At 44.0% G+C, this 24,175-nt stretch carries 26 protein-coding genes; 9 read left to right on the plus strand and 17 right to left on the minus strand.

What is annotated here, in order from left to right; translation table 11 throughout:
• Window positions 1-105 precede the first annotated feature (105 nt).
• Window positions 106-693, plus strand: a complete 588-nt coding sequence (locus tag AB9H30_RS12650; protein WP_371195053.1) for a thymidine kinase — start codon at window positions 106-108, stop codon at window positions 691-693.
• 93 nt (window positions 694-786) lie between these two features.
• On the opposite strand, the gene AB9H30_RS12655 is transcribed toward AB9H30_RS12650, so the two are convergent.
• Together AB9H30_RS12655 and AB9H30_RS12660 are read right to left on the minus strand one after the other, a co-directional pair.
• Window positions 787-1,125, minus strand: a complete 339-nt coding sequence (locus AB9H30_RS12655) for a type II toxin-antitoxin system PemK/MazF family toxin (protein ID WP_371195054.1) — start codon at window positions 1,123-1,125, stop codon at window positions 787-789.
• 2 nt (window positions 1,126-1,127) lie between these two features.
• Entirely contained in the window at window positions 1,128-1,394 is a 267-nt protein-coding gene (locus tag AB9H30_RS12660) for a hypothetical protein (protein WP_371195055.1), read from the minus strand.
• 255 nt (window positions 1,395-1,649) lie between these two features.
• Between AB9H30_RS12660 and AB9H30_RS12665 the strand changes: the two genes are divergently transcribed.
• From AB9H30_RS12665 to AB9H30_RS12695, 7 genes are all read left to right on the plus strand, one after another.
• Window positions 1,650-2,870 (plus strand): acyl-CoA dehydrogenase family protein, encoded by a 1,221-nt coding sequence (locus tag AB9H30_RS12665; RefSeq protein WP_371195056.1) that lies wholly within the window; start codon window positions 1,650-1,652, stop codon window positions 2,868-2,870.
• Window positions 2,871-2,874: 4 nt separating this feature from the next.
• Window positions 2,875-3,939, plus strand: coding sequence for a phosphotransferase family protein (locus AB9H30_RS12670; protein ID WP_371195057.1), 1,065 nt, complete (start codon window positions 2,875-2,877; stop codon window positions 3,937-3,939).
• Between the two features lie 3 nt (window positions 3,940-3,942).
• Complete coding sequence (locus tag AB9H30_RS12675; protein ID WP_371195058.1) at window positions 3,943-4,689, plus strand: SDR family oxidoreductase; 747 nt, start codon at window positions 3,943-3,945, stop codon at window positions 4,687-4,689.
• 2 nt (window positions 4,690-4,691) lie between these two features.
• Window positions 4,692-5,561 carry a bile acid:sodium symporter family protein gene (locus tag AB9H30_RS12680; protein ID WP_371195059.1) on the plus strand — a complete coding sequence of 290 codons (870 nt, stop codon included), beginning with the start codon at window positions 4,692-4,694 and terminating at the stop codon, window positions 5,559-5,561.
• A 112-nt stretch (window positions 5,562-5,673) separates the two neighbouring features.
• Entirely contained in the window at window positions 5,674-7,221 is a 1,548-nt protein-coding gene (locus tag AB9H30_RS12685; RefSeq protein WP_371195060.1) for a serine hydrolase, read from the plus strand.
• The gene (locus AB9H30_RS12690) at window positions 7,218-9,719 is read left to right on the plus strand and encodes a PHP domain-containing protein (protein WP_371195061.1); all 2,502 of its coding nucleotides are present in this window, start codon (window positions 7,218-7,220) and stop codon (window positions 9,717-9,719) included. The genes AB9H30_RS12685 and AB9H30_RS12690 overlap by 4 nt, the downstream gene beginning before the upstream one ends.
• A 2-nt stretch (window positions 9,720-9,721) precedes the next feature.
• On the plus strand, window positions 9,722-10,999 hold the full coding sequence (locus AB9H30_RS12695; RefSeq protein WP_371195062.1) for a hypothetical protein: 1,278 nt from the start codon (window positions 9,722-9,724) through the stop codon (window positions 10,997-10,999).
• Between the two features lie 70 nt (window positions 11,000-11,069).
• Here AB9H30_RS12695 and AB9H30_RS12700 read toward each other — a convergent pair whose 3' ends face one another.
• The 5 genes from AB9H30_RS12700 to AB9H30_RS12720 all read right to left on the minus strand — a co-directional run bounded on the left by AB9H30_RS12700 (window position 11,070) and on the right by AB9H30_RS12720 (window position 14,210).
• On the minus strand, window positions 11,070-11,501 hold the full coding sequence (locus tag AB9H30_RS12700) for a DoxX family protein (RefSeq protein ID WP_371195063.1): 432 nt from the start codon (window positions 11,499-11,501) through the stop codon (window positions 11,070-11,072).
• Window positions 11,502-11,541: 40 nt separating this feature from the next.
• Window positions 11,542-12,315 (minus strand): putative DNA-binding domain-containing protein, encoded by a 774-nt coding sequence (locus AB9H30_RS12705; RefSeq protein WP_371195064.1) that lies wholly within the window; start codon window positions 12,313-12,315, stop codon window positions 11,542-11,544.
• An 86-nt stretch (window positions 12,316-12,401) separates the two neighbouring features.
• Window positions 12,402-13,295 (minus strand): DUF692 family multinuclear iron-containing protein, encoded by an 894-nt coding sequence (locus tag AB9H30_RS12710; RefSeq protein WP_371195065.1) that lies wholly within the window; start codon window positions 13,293-13,295, stop codon window positions 12,402-12,404.
• A gap of 12 nt (window positions 13,296-13,307) precedes the next feature.
• Complete coding sequence (locus AB9H30_RS12715; protein ID WP_371195066.1) at window positions 13,308-13,604, minus strand: DUF2282 domain-containing protein; 297 nt, start codon at window positions 13,602-13,604, stop codon at window positions 13,308-13,310.
• Window positions 13,605-13,724: 120 nt separating this feature from the next.
• Entirely contained in the window at window positions 13,725-14,210 is a 486-nt protein-coding gene (locus AB9H30_RS12720; RefSeq protein WP_371195067.1) for a YHS domain-containing (seleno)protein, read from the minus strand.
• 161 nt (window positions 14,211-14,371) lie between these two features.
• Here AB9H30_RS12720 and AB9H30_RS12725 point away from each other — a divergent pair, with 161 nt between their 5' ends.
• The gene (locus tag AB9H30_RS12725) at window positions 14,372-15,307 is read left to right on the plus strand and encodes a hypothetical protein (protein ID WP_371195068.1); all 936 of its coding nucleotides are present in this window, start codon (window positions 14,372-14,374) and stop codon (window positions 15,305-15,307) included.
• 126 nt (window positions 15,308-15,433) lie between these two features.
• Here the strand turns inward: AB9H30_RS12725 and AB9H30_RS12730 are convergent, their stop codons facing one another.
• The 10 genes from AB9H30_RS12730 to AB9H30_RS12775 all read right to left on the minus strand — a co-directional run bounded on the left by AB9H30_RS12730 (window position 15,434) and on the right by AB9H30_RS12775 (window position 24,139).
• Window positions 15,434-15,775: an MGMT family protein gene (locus AB9H30_RS12730; RefSeq protein ID WP_371195069.1), complete on the minus strand. Its 342-nt coding sequence runs from the start codon at window positions 15,773-15,775 to the stop codon at window positions 15,434-15,436.
• A gap of 6 nt (window positions 15,776-15,781) precedes the next feature.
• Window positions 15,782-17,050: a kynureninase gene (kynU, locus tag AB9H30_RS12735; RefSeq protein WP_371195070.1), complete on the minus strand. Its 1,269-nt coding sequence runs from the start codon at window positions 17,048-17,050 to the stop codon at window positions 15,782-15,784.
• A gap of 18 nt (window positions 17,051-17,068) precedes the next feature.
• Window positions 17,069-17,965, minus strand: coding sequence for an alpha/beta hydrolase (locus tag AB9H30_RS12740; RefSeq protein WP_371195071.1), 897 nt, complete (start codon window positions 17,963-17,965; stop codon window positions 17,069-17,071).
• Between the two features lie 63 nt (window positions 17,966-18,028).
• Window positions 18,029-19,306, minus strand: coding sequence for an MFS transporter (locus tag AB9H30_RS12745; protein ID WP_371195072.1), 1,278 nt, complete (start codon window positions 19,304-19,306; stop codon window positions 18,029-18,031).
• Between the two features lie 55 nt (window positions 19,307-19,361).
• Entirely contained in the window at window positions 19,362-19,892 is a 531-nt protein-coding gene (locus AB9H30_RS12750) for a DUF2780 domain-containing protein (RefSeq protein ID WP_371195073.1), read from the minus strand.
• Between the two features lie 262 nt (window positions 19,893-20,154).
• The gene (locus tag AB9H30_RS12755; RefSeq protein WP_371195074.1) at window positions 20,155-20,871 is read right to left on the minus strand and encodes a hypothetical protein; all 717 of its coding nucleotides are present in this window, start codon (window positions 20,869-20,871) and stop codon (window positions 20,155-20,157) included.
• A complete protein-coding gene (locus AB9H30_RS12760; RefSeq protein ID WP_371195075.1) occupies window positions 20,868-21,668 on the minus strand; it encodes a hypothetical protein in 801 nt (266 codons plus the stop codon). Before AB9H30_RS12760 ends, AB9H30_RS12755 begins: the two co-directional genes overlap by 4 nt.
• On the minus strand, window positions 21,658-22,086 hold the full coding sequence (locus AB9H30_RS12765) for a cupredoxin domain-containing protein (protein WP_371195076.1): 429 nt from the start codon (window positions 22,084-22,086) through the stop codon (window positions 21,658-21,660). Before AB9H30_RS12765 ends, AB9H30_RS12760 begins: the two co-directional genes overlap by 11 nt.
• Window positions 22,079-23,470 (minus strand): ATP-binding protein, encoded by a 1,392-nt coding sequence (locus AB9H30_RS12770; RefSeq protein WP_371195077.1) that lies wholly within the window; start codon window positions 23,468-23,470, stop codon window positions 22,079-22,081. The genes AB9H30_RS12765 and AB9H30_RS12770 overlap by 8 nt, the downstream gene beginning before the upstream one ends.
• Window positions 23,471-23,476: 6 nt before the next feature.
• Window positions 23,477-24,139, minus strand: coding sequence for a response regulator transcription factor (locus AB9H30_RS12775; RefSeq protein WP_371195078.1), 663 nt, complete (start codon window positions 24,137-24,139; stop codon window positions 23,477-23,479).
• Window positions 24,140-24,175 lie beyond the last annotated feature (36 nt).

A 24,175-nucleotide genomic window follows, 5' to 3' on the forward strand; every position in this document is an offset into this window, starting at 1 on the left:
TTTCAATTGCGTTACGCAGCTTCAATTAATAATTTCACTTTGAGCATGCACACTCAGAGGTTACCATCTATCTATAGTGACTAAACAAGGAACGCGGCTGAGACTATGGCTCAACTTTATTTTTATTATTCTGCGATGAATGCAGGTAAATCTACATCCCTCTTACAGTCGGCTTATAATTATAAAGAGCGTGGAATGGAAGTGGCTCTTTACACAGTTTCGTTTGATGATCGTTTTGGTGCTGGCAAAATAGCCTCTCGCATTGGTTTGTCGTCGCCTGCTAATTTGTTTAATCACAGTACGCAGTTATTTGATGAAATATCCGCTTTGCATGCAGCTACTCCTCTAGGCTGTGTGTTTATCGACGAGGCCCAATTCTTATCAAAGCAGCAAGTCAGAGAATGTTTACAAGTGGTCGACCAATTGAACGTGCCTATTTTGGCATATGGCTTACGAACAGATTTTCAGGGAGAAACCTTTGAAGGCAGCCACTATTTACTGGCATGGGCAGATAAGCTTTCAGAGCTTAAAACCGTATGCCACTGTGGACGCAAAGCAAATTTCGTCGCCCGTTTAAGCGCCGAAGGCGAAGTAATAGCAAGCGGCGAACAAATTGAAATTGGTGGAAACGAGCGCTACGTCTCGCTATGTAGAAAACACTTCACTGAAAAAACAGGGTTTAACCTGCGCTAAAGCGTCGAAAGTGTGGGTAAACTGATCAAGGCGTTTATAGGACTTGCATAAGTTTATAGGATTTGCATTAATCACACAGGCAAAATAGCGAAATCAATCAAGGATCGCCATCACCTTGGCAAGTACCTCGTCAACAACATATCTATCACAGTGCTCTTTTAAGCTTGCACGGCGGCTATGCAAATCTAAGGTCTTTACTTGAGAGGATACGACGACTCCCAGGGTATCAAGGCCGGTCCCCATAAGTGTGGTGGTAAAACCGCCTTCACGATGATGAATTCCTTGTGTGATTGGGCATACCATCGCCAGTCCGGAACGATTAAAAGTATCATTAGAAATGACTAGAGCATAGTGTTTACCTTTCATTTCGCGACCGCTTTGGGGGTCAAAGTTAAGGTGAACAATATCGCCTCTTTTAAAATTAGACTTCACCTTTATAAGATCTCTTTTCCTGCAGGGGGCATTGCTTCCCATTCAAGCAAATCAGGATCTCGACTCAAAGCGTCAAAATCGGTATTGGCTATCAAATCATCGATTTTGTAAGGTTTTTGTTTTTCGCGAACCGCCTTTTGAATCACTAACTTTCCCGATTCAATGGTGTATTCAATGTCATCTCCTTGTTTGATACCAATCGCTTTAAGATCTCGTGCATTGATAATGAAACCGGTGGAGTTACCTATTTTTCTCGCTGTGGAAAACATTTCGTAGCCTATAAATCATGCGCATTAACCTGCACAAAGTTATAACATGTTAGAACATATTTCAATAATGTAAGTGTATCAACTGCTAAAGAAAAAGATAACTGAACCAAAAGTCAGAAAATTCACGTTGTAGCCCATAGTTCAATTATCAGTTTTAATGATACTTAAAGCATCATTAAACCAATTTATCTTATAGCTAGAATCCTTTAATATCAGTAACACAGTTTTAACATCAAGCTACTTGAGAGTGTCGATATGGATTTTTCTTACAATACCAAAACGCAAGATTACCTAACCAGAATTAAAGCCTTTATGGCTGAGCATGTCGAACCTATTGAAGATAAGGTTTACCAAGAAATACACGAACTCAACCCTACTGGTGACCACAAAGCATGGAAAGTTCATCCAGCAATGGAAGGGCTTAAGCAAAAAGCCAGAGATGCTGGTCTTTGGAATTTATTTTTACCTGATGCAGAGCTAGGTCAAGGCCTAACGTGCAGCGAATACGCGCCGCTTGCAGAAGAAACCGGTAAAATTTTATTCTCTCCTGAAATATTTAACTGCAACGCCCCCGACACCGGCAATATGGAAGTGCTTTACCACTTTGGCAATGATGCTCAAAAAGCACAGTGGTTAACACCCTTGCTGCAAGGAAAAATTCGCTCGGTATTTGGCATGACTGAACCAGATGTTGCATCGTCTGATGCCACTAATATGGCAGCTACTATTATTGAAGACGGCGATGAGTTAGTGCTGAACGGCAAAAAATGGTGGTCTACTGGTTTAGGACACCCTAACGCTAAAGTCATGATCTTCATGGGCTTATCTAATCCAGAAAACGACAAGCACAGTCAGCACAGCATGGTCATTCTTCCCCTCGATACTCCGGGTATTACCATTAAACGCATGCTAACGGCCTATGGCGATTACGACGCGCCTTTTGGCCACGGTGAGATTCATTTAAACGATGTGCGCGTGCCAAAAACAAATTTATTGGTTGGCATGGGTAAAGGCTTTGCCATTGCCCAAGGACGCTTAGGTCCGGGTCGTATTCATCACTGCATGCGCGCCATTGGTATGGCTGAGAAGGCTTTAGCACTCGCCATTAAACGGGGTAACAGCCGGGTTGCATTTGGACGCCCACTGATTGAATTAGGCGGTAACAAAGAGCGTATCGCTCATGCCAGAATGGCCATTGAACAAGCAAGATTGCTGACTCTGCAGGCCGCTTGGAAAATTGATAACTTAGGCGTGAAAAACGCCATGGTCGATATTTCAGCCATTAAGGTCGTTGTGCCCAATATGCTCGAGAGCGTGGTCGATATGGCAGTGCAAATTCACGGTGGCGGCGGTATGAGTAATGATTATCCGCTCGCTAAATTAGCTGCTGGAGCACGTTCACTAAGACTAGCTGATGGTCCAGATGAAGTGCATATGGCCATGGTTTCTCGCTTAGAACTTAGAAAGTACAAATAAGCTTATGACTAAATCAATTGTAGATACTGCTGGCAGCGTTCGTGAAGGCGAAGAGTTACCCATCGAGCCTCTCAGAAAGTGGCTAGACGAAAATATCGGCGACTTACAAGGCGAGATGCACATTACCCAGTATTCTGGCGGTGCATCTAACTGGACCTACTGTTTGGCATTCGACAATCGTTCGATTATTTTACGGCGTCCGCCAAAGGGCACGAAAGCAAGGGGCGCTCACGATATGGGCCGTGAGTATCGCCTGCAAAATGCTTTAAAGCCGGTCTACAACAAAGTGCCCAACATGCTCGGTTATACTGATGATGAGTCAATCATCGGTGCTGAGTTTTACGTGATGGAAAAATTTGAAGGGATTATTCCCAGAAAACACTTTCCTCGCGGCGTTGAAATTTCTGAAGCTCAGGCCAGAAAACTATGTGAAGTTGCCCTCGACGACCTTATAAGCCTGCATAACGTCGACTACAAAAGCGCTAACTTAGAGCATATTGGCAAAGGCGAAGGGTATACTCAACGACAAATTACCGGCTGGATCACCCGCTATAACAAAGCCAAAACGTGGAACGTTCCTAGCGGTAAAAAAGTCATGAACTGGCTAGAAGCCAACTTACCTGAAAAAGAAACCATTTGTATTACCCATAATGACTATCGCTTTGATAATTTAGTGCTGTCGAAAGACGACCCTACGCAAATTATTGGCGTACTCGATTGGGAATTGGCCACCTTGGGTGACCCCTTGATGGATTTGGGCAATAGTCTAGCTTACTGGGTTGAGGCGGGCGATGACTTCTTAGCAAAGAGCACCCAGCGTCAGCCTACCGACATTCCGGGTATGATGACCAGACAAGAAGTCATCAACTATTACTGCACAAAACAAGGTTTGGAGCCAAAAGCCTTCGATTTTTATGAAGTCTATGGTTTGTTTAGACTCGCTGGTATCGTGCAGCAAATCTATTATCGCTATCATCACAAGCAAACCCGTAATCCGGCATATAAAACCATGTGGATTTTTGTGCATTATCTAATGTATCGCTGCAACAAAATCATTAAAAGAGGCTAATAGGTGCGACAAAACATCGTAATTACCGGCGCAAGTTCTGGCTTAGGCCGCGGCATGGCCATTGAGTTTGCGAAAATGGGGCGTAACTTAGCCCTGTGCGCAAGACGCGTAGAGCGTTTAGAAACCTTGCAGCAAGAGTTATTGGCCATAAACCCAAACATAAATGTGATCATTAAATCACTCGATGTAGATGATCATGACGCGGTATTTGCGGTTTTTAATGAATTTAAACAAGAATTTGGACAGCTTGACCGAGTAATTGTAAATGCTGGTATGGGCAAAGGCGCGTCTATTGGCACAGGTTATTTTCATGCCAATAAGCAAACGGCAATCACTAATTTTGTATCGGCCTTAGCACAGTGCGAAGCAGCAGTTGAAATATTTAGGGCACAAAACGCAGGACATTTAGTTACTATATCATCAATAAGCGCCGTCCGTGGCTTTCGAAGAGCCTTAACTGTATACGCAGCAACTAAGGCGGCAATTAGCTCTTTAAGCGAAGGCTTGCGTTTAGATTTAATCGATACCCCCATCGTTGTCTCAACATTGCATCCGGGTTTTATCAAAAGTGAAATTAACGAAAAAGTTAAAAACGTACCGTTTATGGTCGACACTGAAACCGGGTGTAAAGCAATGGTCAAAGCTATTGAAAAAGAAGGCGCAAATAGTTACGTACCTACATGTCCTTGGGCTTTTTTACAATGTGTTTTAAGGGTTTCTCCGCTGTCTTGGCTTAAGAAAATGAGTTAGCTTTGCAGGCCACTATTTTTACCCAGTTTGTTTTGCCTGGCGTGCTTGCGTTGATCATGTTTGGTATGGGTTTAAGTCTCAGTAAAGTAGACTTCACACGACTAATGAGTACACCAAAGCCTGTATTTGTAGGTTTGTTTGGACAATTATTGGTGCTGCCACTTTTTGCTTTTAGTATTGCCTTAGCATTTAATGCACCGCCTGAAATCGCCATTGGCCTGATGATATTGGCTGCATGTCCGGGTGGCACAAGTTCTAATCTTATTAGCCATATTGCTAAAGCGAACTTAGCGCTCTCGGTCAGCCTAACCGCACTCACAACTATCGTATGTGTTATAACAACTCCGCTCGTGATCAAATACAGCATTGGTTTCTTTTCAGTGCAGCAAGCTAACGAATTTTCATTGCTCAATACTTCTTTTGGCCTGTTGCTTATTTCAATATTACCGGTAATTGCAGGCATGCTGATCAGAGCACGGTATTCAAAATTTGCCAGGCGAGCCGAACCCAAATTTAGGGTTTTATCGACCGTTTTCATGCTCCTGCTGATTATTATTATCAGCTATCAAGAACAAGACATGATAATCGCAGCGTTCCCCGATGTGTTTTTATTAGCCATGGGACTTAACTTAGGCGCCACCATGATTGGCCTTGGGATGGCAAATCTAGGTGGTTTATCAGGCAAAGACGGCGTAACCCTAGGCATTGAAATTGGCACTCAAAATGCGTCATTGGCGATCCTGATCGCGGTCAGCTTTATTCAGCAACCGGCATTTGCAATAGCGGCTGGGGTTTATGGGGTAATCATGTATTTAGGAGCGTTTATTCTGATAATGCTAAAACAAAGCAGCCTTACTAGCACACATCACTAGGCACTAGTCTCTTCATCGCTGTGCATTTCTGAGCAGACTTTGTAATCTTAAAGATTGAATTTTAAGCATAAAAAAAGCACACTAAAGCGCTTAACTATTTAAGGGACGATTCATGTCTATCCGCGCCATCCTAGCAATTTCATTTTCTATTTTATGCATGTTCAGCAATTTTGCTTTTGCGCAGTGGGATCCTGAGGCTCTAGACAAGACTATAGAACGCGCGCTGGAGGAGTTTCATACGCCCGGTATGAGTGTGGCCATCGTGCACAACAACCAAGTAATTTATGAGAAAGGTTTTGGCTCTGCTAACCTAGAACAAAAACAAGCCGTCACGGCGAACACGTATTTTCGCATCGCCTCCACAAGTAAAGCCTTTACCGCTGCTGCGCTGGCTATTCTAGTCGACCAAGAAAAACTGCAGTGGGACGATCTGGTCATCGACTACTTACCTGCATTTCGTCTTCAAGATAGTTATGCAACGATGCATTTCACAGTAGAAGACCTGCTCACCCATAAAAGCGGCTTAGCAGGCGGTGCAGGCGACAGCATGATTTGGCCTGAGCCTAGTGGATTTACGCGCGAAGAAGTTATTGCAAATTTACGCTACCTTACACCCGACTTTCAGTTTCGACAGTCCTATGCTTATAGCAACGTAATGTATATTACCGCTGGCGAACTGGTCGAGGCTGTATCTGGAAAAGTCTTTGAAGACTTCGTTGATCAATACATTTTTAAACCCCTAGAAATGCAGTGTTATGCGGGCAGCATGCCCGAAAAAGCTGTCAATGCCAGCGCAATGGGATATGGGCACAATGACAGCAAAGGCATCTATCCGGTATCTCGCAATGCTATTTTTGGTGAGCCATTAATGTCGGCGGCCGCTGGCGGAATGGTATGCAACGCTTCTGATATGGCAAAATGGATAAGTGCCCTACTCGCACCAGAAAACTTACCGTTTTCACAAGTTCAATTAAGCAAAATGTGGCAAGCACACACTATCATGAGCGTGTCAAAAACAGAGCGTGAATGGCAAGGTTCACACTTTGAAAATTACGGACTAGGCTGGCGTTTAACCAACTTTGGCGCATATCAGCATATTTCTCACACCGGTACCTTGTCTGGTTATCAAGCTTTTGTAGCGCTGTTGCCTGAACTGAATCTCGGCGCCGTGGTGTTAAACAATGGCTCTAATTCTGGCGCACGCGGCGCGGTCATGTTGACCATCATGGAAATGTTTACCAAACCCGAAACCCAAGACTGGGTGCAAAACTATATTGACCAGCAAGATGAACGTGAACAGCGATATCTAGCCAATTTTGAAGCCCCTAAAGCCAGTGCTAAAATAAGTCTTGAGGCCGAAAGTATTATCGGACGTTATTCAGACTCATGGTTTGGCGACTTGGTGTTAAGTAAATCGGGTAAAGATATTCGTATAGAATCTTCACGCATGATTAACTTAAAAGGGAAAGTCGTACCTTTTCAAGATATGACATACAAAATCATTTGGGATAATCAAAACGCCGCCAGCAACGCATTTATGCACTTTGAGGTCGACATTAAGCGCAAGGTATTATCCGCGCGCCTGCATCCCTTTGTAGTAGACCAATATAACAATCACGAATGGCGAGACATGCATTTTGTTAAAGAAACCGAAGAATGAATGTTACTCGCGTGCTCAAGGCAAAAAAATTTTGGTTTATTGGCATTCCGCTACTAACCCTCTTTTTGCTCGTAGAAACATCGCCGCTAATTGCGCAAAAGCCCCCTATTACTGGGCAGGTCGCTAAAACGGCTCGGGATAATGCAAAGGCCCTTGCCGACGGGCTTGCCTCTTCGCGCTCATTTATTGATCTAGTGTTTACAGAGCAAGATGTCGTTGCCATTAGTGCAGCCACCTCGCATTTATTCGACAATACCAACGTTGCCCTTGGCTATAACCCAAGCTTTGTGCAAATGGGTGCATCAACAAGCCTTAATCTTGGTTTGGGCTCCGTGTATATCAATACGAGCTGTGAAATTGCGCTTAGCAATACACATAGCTATCTCGATTACTGCCGGCTTGGGGACTTACCTGTGCCTGGCTGGATGGTTAAGCCTTTCATCAACCTTGGGGTTTGGTTAATATTTGATGGCGAAGTAAAACGATCATTTAACAACATGCTTGCAGGTCTGCGCTATGAGGATCGTAATTTAGTACTATCAGCAAACAAAAGCGCCGATTTACGACAGCGAGTTAGTCAGTCTTTGAGCAATGCTGCCAGCGTAGCAAAGGTTGCGATGACCAACGATACACCGCCGCCAGACTTAATTAATATTTATCTCGACGTGCTCTATCAAACTGATTTTAATGGCCAATCCTTGTTAGTGCCCATGCAACAACTTGCGCAATTAGCCAGCGTAAGATCATTAGACAACTCTGCTACCCAAGAAAATGCCGCCATGATATGGGCTCTGGCCATACGTTTTGGCAGCCAGCGCTTCGCTAGATTAGCCAATGTTGAGGATGCACAAACTGACTTAGGCGTAAATATTCGCAAGCGTGACGATTTAGCGCTCCACTTTTTATATTCAGCGATACTCCAACAGGTCGGTAACGAGAACCTGTCGTTTAATATCGGAGAACTCAAAGAGGTGCTCGATAGCGGCGCCGGCGGCAGTGGTTTTAGCTTTGTGGATCTAATGGCCGACAAAACTGGGATCGCCTTTGCCGCGCATCTAACCTCATCTAATGCAAATGCCATCGATGCCCAGCAGCGTTTGGCAAACGCACAATCAGAAAGAGATTTTTATCCGTTTTCTCATGATTTACCTGAAGGCTTCACCGAGTCGCAGTTTGCTCGAGTCTTTGGCGATGTAAACAGTCTGCAATACCAAGCCTTAGAGTCGCTTATTGATGCGCGTATAAACATGGTTGCTCTTTACAGTCCAGAGCAAGAATTAGACGCCCCAAATTTTCCGGACGTTGCCACAATAAGCAACGGAACGTGGCATAAGGTTGATACGCATATTCACACAAAATACTCAGATGGCAATCAAAGCATAGACGCAATCGCTAAGCAAGCGGCGAGCTATGGCTGTGAGGCTATTGCCATCACTGATCATGGTGACCGCAACCTTTCAGGCGTCTTATCACAAGCTTACTTTGCCGATGTGGCAGCGGCCAATCGACGTTACAACAATATGACCGTCATTCCTGGCTTTGAGTGGAACATCCCCCCATTCAATGGCCGTGAGCACGCAACCGTTTTATTTGCTAATGAAAATGGCAGTAATTCTGCATTAGCTCGGTTTAGAAAACAGTTTGATCACTACAATGAAAAGGCCGCTCGGCATTTGAGTATAGAGCCCGCTTTAAGTTGGTTAAATGAATACGTGCAGAGCGCTGAGACACCGCCCGTCGTTATATATAATCACCCGAGCCGTAAAGATAGCTCGGTAGACGAAAACCTTTTTGACCTGTCGAACTGGATGCGAATCAGCGATACCGTGATCGGTCTGTCGGGTGCACCTGGTCATCAGGGAAAACGCGGAGAAGACAACGGCTCTTACACAAACTACTTGCGCACCGCTCACGGCTGGGACCCAGTCGCCAGTGAAATTGGTGGTATCTGGGATGAACTGCTAAGCAAAGGTTATCGAGTGCTTGGCGCACGCGCTGACTCTGATTTCCACAATATCAAAATGGATTATTGGCCATGTCAATTTTCGAGCACTCATGTATTTAGCCGCTCTAATCGCACCAACGATATTCTCGAAGCCCTGCGCGCTGGCAATACTTGGGCGCAACACGGAAACTTCATTAGAAGTCTTGAGTTTTTTGTTAGTACCAACGAAGGCAATACCCGGCCGGGGGCTAAACTAATAGTTGACGATACCGTCTCAGCAACAATCAATATTGACATTCAATTAAACCCTACAGATTGGCAGGGCTTTGCTACCAGTCTCGATGAATTGAATTTAGTGATCATCGAAGACCGCAATATCAGAGCTGTGCCACTGCTGTCACAAGTACAAAATAACAACGGTAAAATGAGTATTCGTTTACCTTTCGATATTGGCTCAAATGTCAGGGCATTCAGACTGCAAGGTAGAAGCATTCAACCTGGGCTTCATCATTATCAGTTTATGAGCAACCCAATATTTTTCACGGAGAAGTAAATATGCGGTTTTCGACGATTTTGAAACTAGGCTTATTAGCAGCCCTACCGATGATTATTTGGTCTTGTTCAGACAATGCGAAAATCGACGACACTGCATTTACCGCCAATATATCGCAACCAATAGATGCTAGTTTTCAAGTATTGACCAACCGACATTTTAAACCACCCGTTTTTGAACAAATCAAATTACAGACTGACGTTCCCGGCGCGGCTATTTGGGGGGCCACAGGCAGAGATAATGCAGGTAAACTTTATTTCGGTTTGTCGACATACACGGGGATTGACGATACTTCCTACTTGGTGCAGTACGATCCAAAGACCGGCACAACGGTCAATCAGTCGGACACGGTAAGCCAATTAAAAAAGGCAAAGTTGTATTTTAGAGATTTAGGACAAAACAAACTGCACAGCAAATTTTTAATGGCTGACGATGGCTATCTTTATTTTTCAAGCTTTGATGAAACCGGAGAGACCGGATCTAGGAATCCAGTTTACGGCGGTAACCTCTGGCGAAAACTACCTGAATCTGAAAACTGGGAACATTTGCTGGCCACTGACGAAGCATTAATTGCGGTAAACGTTCGCGGCAGATTTGTATACGCCTTGGGCTACTGGGACCACGTTCTATATCAATATGATACCGTATCACAAGTGGCAAACCGTATTACCGTAGGTTCCATTGACGGTCATATATCTAGAAATTTTGTGGTCAATAGCGATGGCTATGCCTTTGTTCCTAGAGTCGAAAAAACCGACGACGGTGAAACTACTGCCGTATTAGTCGAAATCAATTCCTCGCTTGCGATAACCGACATTCATCCTCTTGAAGACTATACAAATCGGGGGAGTTTTGGCGACCACGGCATTGTTTCATATACGCTTATGATGAATGGCGATGTGTATTTTACGGTCGCAACTGGCGGGCTTTATCACATTACAGAATCATCAAGCGGTCGATATAAAGTGAACTACCTAGGCAAGTTTGAACCTCAATTTGAAAATAGCTATATCGCCAGCATGTTCTCACCAGATGGTACGTCGCTGCTCGTCGGATTGGGAAGAAACAAAGGTACCCAAGGCTATTATTGGTATATTAGAGAGCTCAACACACAAGTATCAGTAAACTACCCAATAGAGTCTATTCCCAAAGACAACTTCCTCCTTTACGGCTCTCATACCATCGATAATGACGGTAATTTATATATTGTTGGTAGAGACAGCCGAATTAGAGATAAACATGCTCCGGTGGTTATTAAAGCCAGCTATCCTGTTCAGTAAGCATTTGTTGATTGCGCTTTGCAGCCTTAGCAACACACCCTAGATGTGCGCTAAACAACAAGCAATACAGTTATTTTATCTTGGCAAAGTGGTCAGCACTTAGTTTTCCAGCGCCCCAAATGATATTGGCAAGCAACATCAGCCCCCAAATATAATGCAGGTTAAGCGCGGCTGCCGGAATATCTTCTAAGCTGATAATCGCAACGTAGTTGACAATAAACAGGCCGATTGCCGCTTTCCGGGTAAATAACCCTAGGGCTAGCAACACCGGTAAAATAAGCTCTCCAGCGGTGGCCAAATATGCAGCAGTGACATGGTCAAGCACCGGCACAGCATATTCATATTCAAACAGCAAAATGGTATTTTCCCAATTATTTATTTTAGTCAAACCTGACTTAAAAAATACCCATCCGACGTAGAGTCTAGCGGCTAACAAAGCGGGCACATCTAGATGATGCAAAATACCAAACACTTTATTGTACAACCCAATTAACTTACCCATTTTGTTTGCTCCGTTTTTGGGTGGATTTAAGCCACCGTATTTAATTTTTTAGGAGCACTCCATAAATTCGTTTTTGCACGATTTGCTCGCTAAGCCAGGTAGAAATGTGCTCTGGCGTATCAGCAAAGTGTGAAAATATATGGTCGATACTCTCTGCGTTTTGTAGTTGTGTAAATAATGCTGTCTCGCTATCGTCTAAACTCAAGATTTGAGCTTGGTAGTCAGGACGCCACAACAGAATAGACCGAGGAGTATCAAGATTTATTGCATCAGACATGGATTTATTTAAGGTTTGCATAAACGCACTTCGCTGAAGGCCCTCTACCGCAAGCTCTGCGTCGTTTGCCAATTGATATAATTGCGATACGGGAAAGAAAAACTTCGCAATAATAAACCCAGGAGCGGGCTCAAAAACAAGCCTGTCTAAGGCTTGCTCATTAAGTAAGACGAAGGACTCTCCCTCAAATATCTTATCCTCGCTGCGCTGAACCTGTGCAATAAGCCAATCGAGTTCGGCAAGCTCAGACAAAAACGGAAGCTCCACCAAATTAGGATGAGCCATGATAAAATCAGCAAAGCTCTCACCATAATCGGCCCAATCAAATTGGGTTTTGGGCTGCGCCAATAAATACTCGCGGGCCAATGCTCTAAAGTCAGTCTCTTCTACAAAAAATGCGACGGTCGGAAAACTAATTGACAGCGCACGAATACCATTTTCAATAAAGTTGTTATGGTAAACCTGCACACCCGCTTGTTGGTGATTGCCTGAGCCGGCCTTAAATATTGCTTCGATAAGATCTGTTTGATATGCCAAGTATGTTTCCTAGGGCGTATGCAGCCAATTTTAACGATGTGGTAGTGCACACTATTAAGCATTAATAGAACAGCGCCGCTTTTTAGTTAAGCACCAATCGCGATACTCCGCGCTATTTGCGTTTGCTTGACCAGCACCTGCCATTCGGGCAGATTAGTGTCCCATTCCACAAGTGTTGGGACGTGGCCCAAATGCTTCACCACTTGAGCATACAGTTGCCAACATTGTTCTGATACCGCTTGGCCATGGTCGTCAATAATAAAACCAGCCACCTGGCGCTCGCTAAAGCCCGCTAAGTGTATTTCGCCTACAAGATGGGCTGGTAAGGTTTTAATCTTTGCGAATGCACTATCGAGCACCTCAGGGCTTTTTTGATTGAGCGCATTTACCAACAAATTGTTTAGATCAAGCAGCAACCCGCAACCGGCTTGCTCACACATACTCACTAAAAATTCAAATTCCTGCATGGTGTCGGCGCTTGACTCGTCGATATCAGATGGCAGCATATAAGCAGAAAGGTTTTCAATCAATATAGGGCGCTTAATGGCATCTTGCAATTGCTGAATATTTCCAACGATTTGCATAAGAGATGCATCGTTGTAAGCAATCGGCAGTAAGTCACCCGAATGGTATATTTTATTACCTACCATAGCTCTATTAAAGCAAAGGTGCTCAGATACCAACATCGGCTGAGTTCTATTTACCAATTCGACAAACTGAGCCAAAGTATCTTGCGGCAAGGCCATCTGAGAACCAAGGCCCAGTGAGGTGCCGTGTACGCTAAGCGAGTACTTATTTTGCACATCGTCCAGCAGCGCGCGGGTAATGCCGCCTTTTGCAAAAAAGTTTTCAGCGTGTATTTCGACAAAATCGATTGGCGCGTCTTCCACTTGATGATTGAGCGCTTGGTCGTAGTGCAAATGACGAAGCCCGAGTCCTATACAGGGCTCGGGCTTTGGCAATGTTTTGTGCTTGTGCAAAGGGTGTTTAACCTAGTTGCTTTTTTTAGCCTGCATTTTTTCAAACATTTCTTTCGCTTCTTTACGGTTATAGCCGCCAAGGTCTTTGCAGGTGCCGCCTGGTACTAAACGCCATTCACCGATATCGTTATCAACCGTAGATTGACCAGCGCAACTATGGGTACCGGCTAGGTTTCCACAGTCGTTTTGACCTGCAGGCGAAATTCCATAACACTTTTCCTTCTTTTTACTAGCAGCTTCAACAGCGTTAGATACACCTAAGGTCATAACAGTAGCAAGGGCAGCCGCAACAGCGATATTTGTTTTCATATTCGTTTCCTTTTGGATAGTTCTTTTAAATTAATGATACTCAGTATCGTTGGATTATCTTATTAAACCGGTGAAAGTGATATTAACTTTCACCTATTTGTTAATTTTATACTCTGGAGCTTATAGTTCAGATACCGACTTGTTTTCAATATCTAACCAGATTGAGTCGCCTGATGCAATATTACCGATACGATCTCTATCCCACACCCGCTGAGCACCTGCATTCAAATTCAAATATAGTTTGCCGTCTACCACTGCCCAAGCAGTCGGATCAACATCATATTTTTTCTCTTGAGTCACCCCAAAAGCGCAATACCCACCAAACTGCGGTGCATATTTTGCAGGCTCACCATCAAATAAGGCCTTGTGCTCGATGCTAGCAAACTGATATATCGCACCATTATACTCAGAAGTGAATTGAGTTTGTCCTTGTACCGGTTTCGCTTCAGTAAAATACGCGACTGGGTCGTAACCCTTTATTGCCACGCGATTTTCATCTACGTTTACGGCTTCTATGGCGGAATTAGCTTGGCTGGGAATGAGCCCACAAGAACTTAATGTGAATGCTATTACAATAGCAAAGGCAGTAAATATTTTTGACGACATGAGGTTTGCTCCGTTTATCTTAGTATTAAAAGTATGATTATGTATCAGTCACAAATAAGACCTGAGCACTTTGGATATTATTTCATTAAAAACAAAAAACTTAGTCGTTTGACTAATGGCTATTGTTTGGTTCTTTGCCTATACTGAAGTGTCGCTATTAAATGACACTCGGTTTTGGTCAAGGAAAATTTATTAATTATCAACACTCCGCTAAGCATTACCTCAAGAAATGTATGGTATTAAGCGCCTGCTTACTATCCATTTTTGTTAGCTACGAGAACCAAGCAAAACCCGAATTCAAGGCACAGGTATATTATGATTACCGTCCCTTTTCTGATGCTTACCGTACTCAGACCCCAGCAAATTCGGTAGCCGCTTCAAATTTATTACTGTTAAATGAGATTTCAAATTTGGTGGATGTGAGATTTTTGCCCACTATGCGTTTGTTGACAGAGTTAGACACGCCGAACAATCAAGCGGTATGCTCACTATTTAAACTGCAAACCTCGGCACGTGAGAAGGACTATTATTTTTCACTTCCAATTAGCTTCCTATCGAACAATCGCTTATTTTTACGACGCGGTTTACCGGCCTTATCTCCAAACCTACTGAACGACGAGGGCGAAGTAATAAGCTTAGCGGCTATTTTTGGACCCAGCTCAACACAAAAAATTATGCTTTGGGAACAGATCAGCTATGGCGAAACCGTAGATAAAGGCTTAAACGAAATCCCAGATAGCAACAAAGATTTTATTCAAGTCGAGAGTTCGCACGGCAGTTTAGTTAAGATGATTGACCGTGGCAGAACCGACTATGCCATCTTGTATCCAACTGAAATTGCCGATTTTGAAAAGGAGTTTTACCCTTTAGATTTACTATCCTACCCAATTGCTGGAGTCGGTGCAGTTTCTACGGGCCATTTGATGTGCAACAAAAATCAAGCATCAATAGAATTATTGCTCAAGGTAGACAAAGCAATCTCTGCGCTATACGAGTCTTCAGAGTTTATTCAGGCAAACACCTTGAACATTAGCGACAGCGAATCGAAGATAGTAATTGCGGCAATAAATAAAGCCACTGTCAATAGAGAAGATTAAACACCTCAATACACTTGAGGTATTCACTGTATCCAGAACAAGCATGACGCCGTTGCTAAAACGAATATATCTTTCTTTAGTAGGCCTACTCACTCGATGGCCCTTGATTGAGTGAGCAATCACGAACTAGAACGACAATTCATGCAGTAAGGTATAAACATCGGGCTGCCATTGAAAGTCTTTCATCTTCACTCGGTTGTTAAATACCGCGACATTTTCTTGCTGGAGCTTGCCAGTCTGCAAATTTGCTTGTGCACTGCCTTTTGCAAAGGCGATCTGACCGTTTGAGCGCAGCACCCGGTGCCAATTAACCTGCATATCTTTAGGCACATGACCCAAGGCTTTGCCTGTTAACCTTGCTCTACCTGGCAAACCAGCTAAGTCAGCAACTTGTCCATAGCTAGCTACCTTACCTTCAGGGATCAGGTTGACAACTTTGAATATGGCAAGGTACTTAGTGTCGCTCATTTATCTTTAAGTGACCGCTTGTTTGGTTTGAAATTCAGCGAGTAAATACTGCTCGGTATCGAGCACCTCTTTCAGCCTCAATACTGCATCTAGAAGCTGCTTGTGAGTCAAAAAAAGAGGTGAAAATCCAATCCTTAAAATATCCGGCGCTCTAAAATCGGCAATGACCTTGTGCGCAATCAATGCCTGACAAATCGCATATGCCTGAGGGTGAGAAAAGGCCAATTGACTACCTCTGAGCGCATGCTCGTTGGGTGTGATTAAGGTGAAACGTTTATCTTCAATTAAAGCATTAAAAGCGTCTTGAAAAAACTGCGTTAAACTAACAGACTTAGCGCGAATTTGTTTAGTACTGATGCCATCAAAGGTATCAAGCGCAGCATCTAATATACTCATAGAGACCACTGGCGGTGTGCCCACCAAAAAACGCGTCATACCGTCAGCAACACTATAGTCGTGGGCGAAATCGAAAGGCTTTTTGTGCCCCATCCAACCTGACAGGGGCTGCTTGATGTCGTCCCAATGACGCTTTGCAGCATAAATGAACGCCGGTGCACCTGGCCCGCCGTTTAGGTATTTATATGTGCAGCCTACTGCAAAGTCTACCTCGCATTTATCTAACTCGAGGTCTAATACACCGGCGCTGTGAGCTAAATCCCATATTACCAATATACCCTTTGCGTGAGCCGCTTTGGTAATCGCTTGCATATCGTGAATACGCCCTGAACGAAAATTCACATGCGTAAGCATTAACACTGCGGCGGTATCTGCATATTCTTCAATAGCAGATAATATTTTGTTTTCAGGCACGCTTATTAGCGAGCATCGCTGTGGCCCGACTAATTCACTTAAGCCCTGCACCATATACAAGTCTGTAGGAAAGTTGTCTTGCTGAGAAATCACAACATTTCGTTGAGTAGAACTATGCTGCTGAATATTCAGGGCAGCGCACAGCACTTTGCTTAAGTTTACTGAAATAGAATCGCAAGCAATCACTTGCTCAGGCAGACTGCCCAACAATGGCGCAATTTTCGCACCTACACGCTGAGGCAGACTTATCCACGCATGCTTATTCCAACTGGTGATCAAATCGTCACCCCACTGAAGCTCTACCACTTCGCGAGCCCGCTGTTTTGCTGACAGCGGCAAAGGCCCTAGGGAATTACCGTCAAGATAGATGCAGTCTGCGGGCAGGCAAAAATCGTCAACTAAGTGGCTTAAGGCATCAATGGTGTCAAGGCTCTCGGCCCGCTTGCTAAGATTCTGTAAGATCATGTATCTCTTATTTAAGGTTTATTTAGCCAATACCAGGCTCAGTTGTTTAAACGCAGCAGTGCCCGGATGGATCCAATCAAAATGCCCTGCATCAGCCACTATAATATGCTGAGCGTCAGGATGCATCGAATACTCACTTGCCACAATTTTGTCATTGCCGCCCACCAGCACATAGGTCGAAGAATTTTCAAATTGGTAATTAAGTACTGACGCCTGTTGATATTCTGCTGCGCGCTCGTCGGCACTTCCCTGCATAAATTTAGCAGTTGCACTTTGACAAGAGTTTGTGCCCAGTGAATATGCTTGTATATCGACAATTGGCGCTAAGGCAATGGTTGTGAGCTTACTGATTGGCGGCAAGCCTAAACCTTCAGGATTTGCAGCGGCCAACATAGCCAAATGGCCACCGGCGCTGTGCCCGACTAAATTGATTTTAGACAAATCGAGCGTATTACTTTTTTGAACGGCAAGCTGGGCAATGCCCGCACGAATATCATCTAAGGCAACTGGCCACTCGCCGCCATTGCCGGTGCTGCGATACTCAATATTCCATATTGCATAGCCTTGTTCAGACAAAGCATTGCTTAAGGCTTGAGTATGCTCAATGGTAAACTGAGACAACCAACAACCACCGTGAATTAACACAACTACGCCTTTAAAATAAGCGTTTGGATTAGCTTGGTAGTACCAAACTTCTTGTGTGTCGGCACTGCCGTAAACGATCACTTCTGTAGGTGCAACGATTGGTAATTCAAGGACGCTAGAGTAGGCAATATCATTTAACAATGCCGGCTCCGCTTGCTGAGAATACACAGCACAAGCGTTTAGCCACACCAGCAAAAACAGACAAGAGACTGTTTTTACACGATTCGACAACTGTTTGAGTGAAAATCTAAGAATATGAAACAACCGCAAGTATCCTGCTTAACATCAGACGAATCGGCAAAATGACACTTCATAGCGCCAAGGTCAAGTTGCTCAAACTTCTTTTGAAGCTTTTAATTCGTCTTCAAGATGCTCGGTTCGAGGATCGAGCGAAAAGGCCATCGGCGTGGTCATGCCTGCACTGGGCTGAAATGTATCGTGGTCGGCTACCTTATCTGGTAGCTCATGAGTGGTGCGTCTGACCATAATGATTAGCGCAAACAAAGCCAAAAATACCGCCATATATGCGTATAATCCAAGTGCGCCAACATAGCTCATCACCCCAGACGCAATTGGGCCGCCAATTGCTGAACTGATGCCGAAGGTGATCAACATACCACTGCCAATAGGAACAAAATCTTTCGCTTGCGCATTGTCATTTGCATGCGCTAAGCAAATGGCGTACATCGTCATGCAGGTTCCCCCCCAAAAAAAGGCGAGAACACTTGCTGGCCAAACCGCAAAGTTAGGTAAGTAGTGCGCTGCTGCAACCATAGCAGCTGAGACTAATGCACCAATAAAGGCTAAATAAAACAAAACGATGCGTCGATCAAAACGATCTGAGAACTTGCCGATAGGTATCTGACAACAGGCACCGCCTAGCACGGAGGCCGACATAAACATTGCCAGTTGCCCATCAGTAAAATTGCTTTGAGATGCAAATACCGGTGCAAGCGACCAAAACGCACCGGTCACAAAACCGATAATAATGACGCCAACCATCGCAATTTGCGAATGTTTCCACACCTTACTGAAACTCACCTTTGTATCTTCGACGGGTGCGGGAGCCAAAGACAAGGTTAGTGAGACGGGAATAATCGAAAGTGCCACCAATATAGCAGCGCCCACAAACAATATATCGTACTCGTTGTTGCCTAGGGTAAATAGCTGCTGAGAAAGCATGATCATCAACAAGCTAAGCATTGAGTAAAAGGATAAGATCGCGCCGCGATTGCTCGCATCGGCTCGTTCATTCAACCAACTTTCGATGATCATATATAAACCAGATATGGCCGCGCCAATAATAAATCGCGCTAACAGCCATACCGCAAAACCTTCTAAATAACTTAATAGCAAAATCAAGACTAAATAAATAACGGCCAATACCGCAAAACTGCGTATATGTCCGACACGGCGCAAAATATGGGGCGTCAATAAACACCCAGAAACAAAGCCCAAAAAGTACGCTGAACCCGTTAACGCAATTTCTAATGAGGTAAAACCCAGTTGACTTGCCACAATGGGCAACAGCGTAAGCAACAGGCCATGACCAAGTAACAACAGAGCATTTGACAACAATAAAGAAGAAATTGGGAACAAAGAGTGTTTCATTACATCAACTTAAAATTCAGTCAAAACAGTGGGCTTCATAAATACTACTTGTCACCTAGCCAGTTAAACCGCTGAGGCTATCCATTAATAACATTTTGGCTTGCTCACCCTCTGGTGTGCTTAGGTAACTTTGAATTTGAGTGACAAAACCCATCATCATTTCTGGGTCCAAACCAAGGGACTCAAATTGCTGGGCCAGTAAGGCAGTTCCGCCGAGCTTATCTGCTGCTCTGCTAAGTAATCCACCCATACCAGAACTCTCACCCATGCCGCCTAGGTCAGGAATTTGCTTTAAAATGCTGTCAGTGCCTGGAATTTGTTTTGCTAGTGCAGAAAAATCATCACCTGAAAGGTTTTGTTTTGCGTAGTTCATGATACTCGCTACGCCACCTTGTGCTTGTTCGTCGCTCACACCTAAACTTTCAGTAAGGCTGCCTAACAAACCCGCAATATTGGGTCCAGAAACTATCTCGCTTACGGCATCTGAATCTTTTGCTTTGCCCATTAAATCACCCAACATATTTTGCTGAGCATTAACTGATACGGTAAATAAAAGGGCAATGCCCAGACTAATTAGTTTTTTCATTACTTATTTCCTTATTGGTAAGAGCATCACCTAAGTCCGCAAATTCTTAACATGTTTGCGGCACCAACCTTAAAAAGGGCATTGAAACAAAGTGTGTAGATGATGTCTTAACTTGCGTAGCTAAAACTTCAACCGCAGTATACAAGATCTGATATGCGATGTACTGCGTTAAATCGCTTTATTGGCATTCACCAAAGCTTGCTATGAAGTTGAAATTTGTTGTCAAAAGCAAGGTCTATAGGCCAGTAGAGCTTGGCTATGCTTAAAACTCATACTCTAAAGAAAGGCGAAACGTATGGTCTTTACCTGGTTGGGAAATCTCTGTAATAAAGCCCGCTTCCCACTTCAGTTGTTTTTGTCCATCAAAACGATAGACACCCATTAGCGCAGGACCAATTCCAACAAAGTCTTCTCCCATATACAGCTCTATTGCAGGCTGAAGCGCTGGCAAATAACGATAGCGGTACTTCAATCTAAATTCGGCTTCCGTTTCGGCGTCGCCTTGCCCCCATTCATAATGCACCAATGCATTCATGGTTAAACTGGTTTTTGTAAATTCTTTTTCAAACAATAATCCGGAGGTAAATTCGTAGCGGTCTCGATCATCTTCTATTTCAAACTCAAACAAAGCTCCCCAATCTGCCCAATATTGACCCTGTTCAGTTAGCATCCACCTAAGCTCGCCTTCGTAGCCACTAATATTAAAATCACCGGTTTCGTCTCGTTCAGCGATGATGTATACCTCAAATGCGACATTTTCAAAGGCTGAATAACCATAGCCGAACTGTTGCGCCAATCGATTATTAGTATCAGCTTGAGAAGAACTCAAGCGCCATTCGAACTCTTTTTCGTTAGCAACCACATAAGGATGATAAACCTTATCTACTATTATGCCGTCAGCATGGCATTGTGCAGCGAAAAGCAACAATAATATAAAGGGAAACAACACCAGCGGCGTTGTTTTTACGCCAATTCTCATACCTGAACCTCAGTGCCTGTTCGCACAGACCTTTGTTGAACTGCGTTCGTATTTATTCGATTTGCCAAGAGCATGAGAGTTGCAACGCCCATGCAGGCAATATATATGGCCATAAACAACACGGTAGGTGATGCATCAAAGCCTATTAATGCTTTTAGTAAATGTCCATATTCCGAGGCATCCTGCACATAGGCAGACACATCAAAAAATGTCTTTGCGCCCCATTCAACTGCATTAATTTGTAGTAACAGATTAGAAATTTCAGCGGTATTGCCGGCCAAATACAAGACCCAAAATGCCATGACCCAAGCGTTTCGATGATGACCTTGTAACTCGCTTAGCAGAAAACGAAACAGCACCAACAGGCTCATACAAATACCTAGTCCTATAAAAATACCAACTATCAAAGGCTGCCAAAACGCGAGCTGATTCGCATATATATCTAGATACAAAATTAAACTACTGCCTTTGTAGGTAATCAACGCGATCGCACCAATCGCCATTAACCACGCTGTGTTATTTTTAGATAGACTTAACATGGTCGCCGACAATAAACACACAAAGTGCGCTAGCAGTAATGTGATCCCCATGATTTCAGCACCCTTTGAGCTGAAAGCGTCGCTGACCACCTCGGCAACACTAAAGGACACAAAAGGCACGACTAAACACGTTATCCAAAACCAGACTGTGAACGCGCGATCAGCGAATAACGTGGGACGCAACACCAACATAAAAGAAAACAAAATGCACAAAGGCATCAGTTCGCGTAGCAGTAAGATCACGGTATTAATTAACACTCGGCTCTCCTGTTTTTAGCGTTTTTTTATCTAACTTAGGCTCACGCACAATTACGCGACCGCGAGCGGTATCTGGGTGAAATTCTCCAAAATATTCATATTCACCGGGTAACAAAGGGCCAATAAACAAACGCACTTTGCGATTTGGAAAAATAACTTTTTCCCGATTTAGGTCAAAAGAATCGAACTCTTCGGGCTGGTCATCATTATTTTCAATAATTAACTGCACTTTGGTGTGTGCTGGAATGACGATTTCATCAGGTGAAAAAGTATGATTGCTAAGGGTAATGGTAAATACTGGCTGCTGAGTAAAACTTCTTGGGCTAATAAGTAAGATGCTGAGCAATACTAAACTGCTGAGCGCCTGGCGACGATGCCACCATACTTGACTAAGGCCTTGCTGCATTTGACTAAACATTGGGCTTACCATTTACCATAGGCAAGGTATTAAAATGCACACTCACCGCTAACCCGCCCAGTTTTGACTGAGAAAGTGACAGCTCTGCGCCATGGATGTGTGCAATATATTGCACAATCGACAGACCTAAACCTGAACCCTTAACACCCGTTTGCGCAACGCTTTTAGCGCGATAAAATGTGTCGGTAAGACGCGCTATTTCATCAGGGTCAACATGACCGGAATCTTCAATGCACACCTCAACCTGCTTGTTTTTGGCGGTCATTGAAATCACGATGTGGCTGCCTTCCCCACTGTATTTAATCGCGTTTTTAAGGACATTTTCAAACAAAATTTGTAAGGCAAACGGCTCACCACTAATCACCGCAGGAATCGCCTCTAGCGTGATCTCCTGGTTTTGCTGCTCAATGCCGCTGTAGTTTTCTGCAATGACCTCGCGCAACAGATGATCAAGCGAGACTTCACGCATTTGTTCAGTAAAGTGTTCCGGTGAGTATCGATATAGCGCAATTATTTGCTCAATGACATGGGCCATTCTATTCACATTTGCATCGAGCTCGTCAAACTGGCTATGCGTGATCCCTTTTTGGTCATGGGCCTCTCGCAAGTTATGCGCCGTTAGGCGAAGCACACTTACCGGTGTGCGCAATTCGTGGGCGGCATTAGCTGAAAGCGTCCGCTCTCGATCAAATGCCAAAGACAGCTTATGCAACAGCAGGTTTAATCGTGTCACCACTGGCTGTAATTCTTTTGGTGGCGTCCCAATATCTATTTGTGCTAGGTCGTCACTGCTCTTGCCCTTGAGTTCAGTGCTAAGTGACACCAATGAGCCTAAACTTTTGCGGATCACGTAAAACAATAAAATACCGATGACCGGCATGGCATAAATTATCGGAGCGACTGTGGTTAACAAAATAGATTCGGTGCTATCACGCCTATAATCTGTGGGCTGGGCCACCACGACAAAAAGCTGTTCAGATATTTGCAAACTGTAGGTTCGCCATCGCTTTCCAAAAAAGGTGATGTCTTTAAATCCGGCTTCGTTTATCCCCATCGCGGTGCTAGGTGCGATTTGACTGCGTTGAAGCACATTACCGTTAGATAAAATCTGATACATCATATCGACATTAATAATGTACTTGTTATCAAGTGGCCGATTAAGATTCTGGGCAGGGCCTGCCAATTCTGAGTGCCAAGTGTCGGTGGCCTTGCTTAAGGTGTCAGTTTGAATATTAGCGATGAAGGTGGCCATATTGACCAAGTCTTTATCAAACAAAGCATCTACCTGTTGCTGGCTGTTTCGATAGCCATGCAGAGCAGCAAAAAACGTTGCTAAGGTAAATACCGACAGGGATAGCATCAAAAGCTGACGTTGAATCGACACCTTCTTTTATGCCGGTTTTTTCACCACATAGCCAACGCCACGCAGTGTTTGTATAAAGTCAGTAGGAAGTTTTTTGCGTAAATTGCTGATGTGCACCTCAATCGTATTCGAGGCAATTTCCTCGCCCCAATCATAGAGACGCGCTTCGATAGTGTCTTTAGATAAGACACGCCCTGCAGACTCCATCAAAAGTTTGATAATCATCCACTCTCTTCGCGACAGCGCAACACTTTGTCCATCCACCTCAATACTCGATGCCGCGGTGTCTATAGAGACATTTGCAATAGTGATGACTGCTGAAACCGCAGTACCAAAGCGCCTTTCAATCACTCGAAGACGAGCTAATAGCTCAGGCATATCAAAGGGTTTCGATAAATAGTCATCCGCACCCAAATCTAGACCTTCTACTTTATGCTCTGTGCCGTCACGGGCGGTTAAGATAAGCACCGGTATCTTAGCGTTGATGGTTTTTATAACCTTTAAAACCTGCATACCGTCCATATCAGGTAAACCCAAGTCGAGAATCACTAGCTCGAAGCTGTGCTCTCGAAACGAATTCAGAGCAAGCTCGCCTGACGCTACCCAAGTAACGCTATGCTGCTGATTGACCAATGACTCTTTCAGCGCCCGCGCAAGCGGGGCGTCATCTTCAACTAGCAATATCTTCACACTTTCAATCTCATGTTCGAGCAGTATACAAAAAGC

The sequence above is a fragment of the Glaciecola sp. SC05 genome, from assembly GCF_041380235.1.
In the GTDB taxonomy this organism is placed as follows: Bacteria; Pseudomonadota; Gammaproteobacteria; order Enterobacterales; family Alteromonadaceae; genus Glaciecola.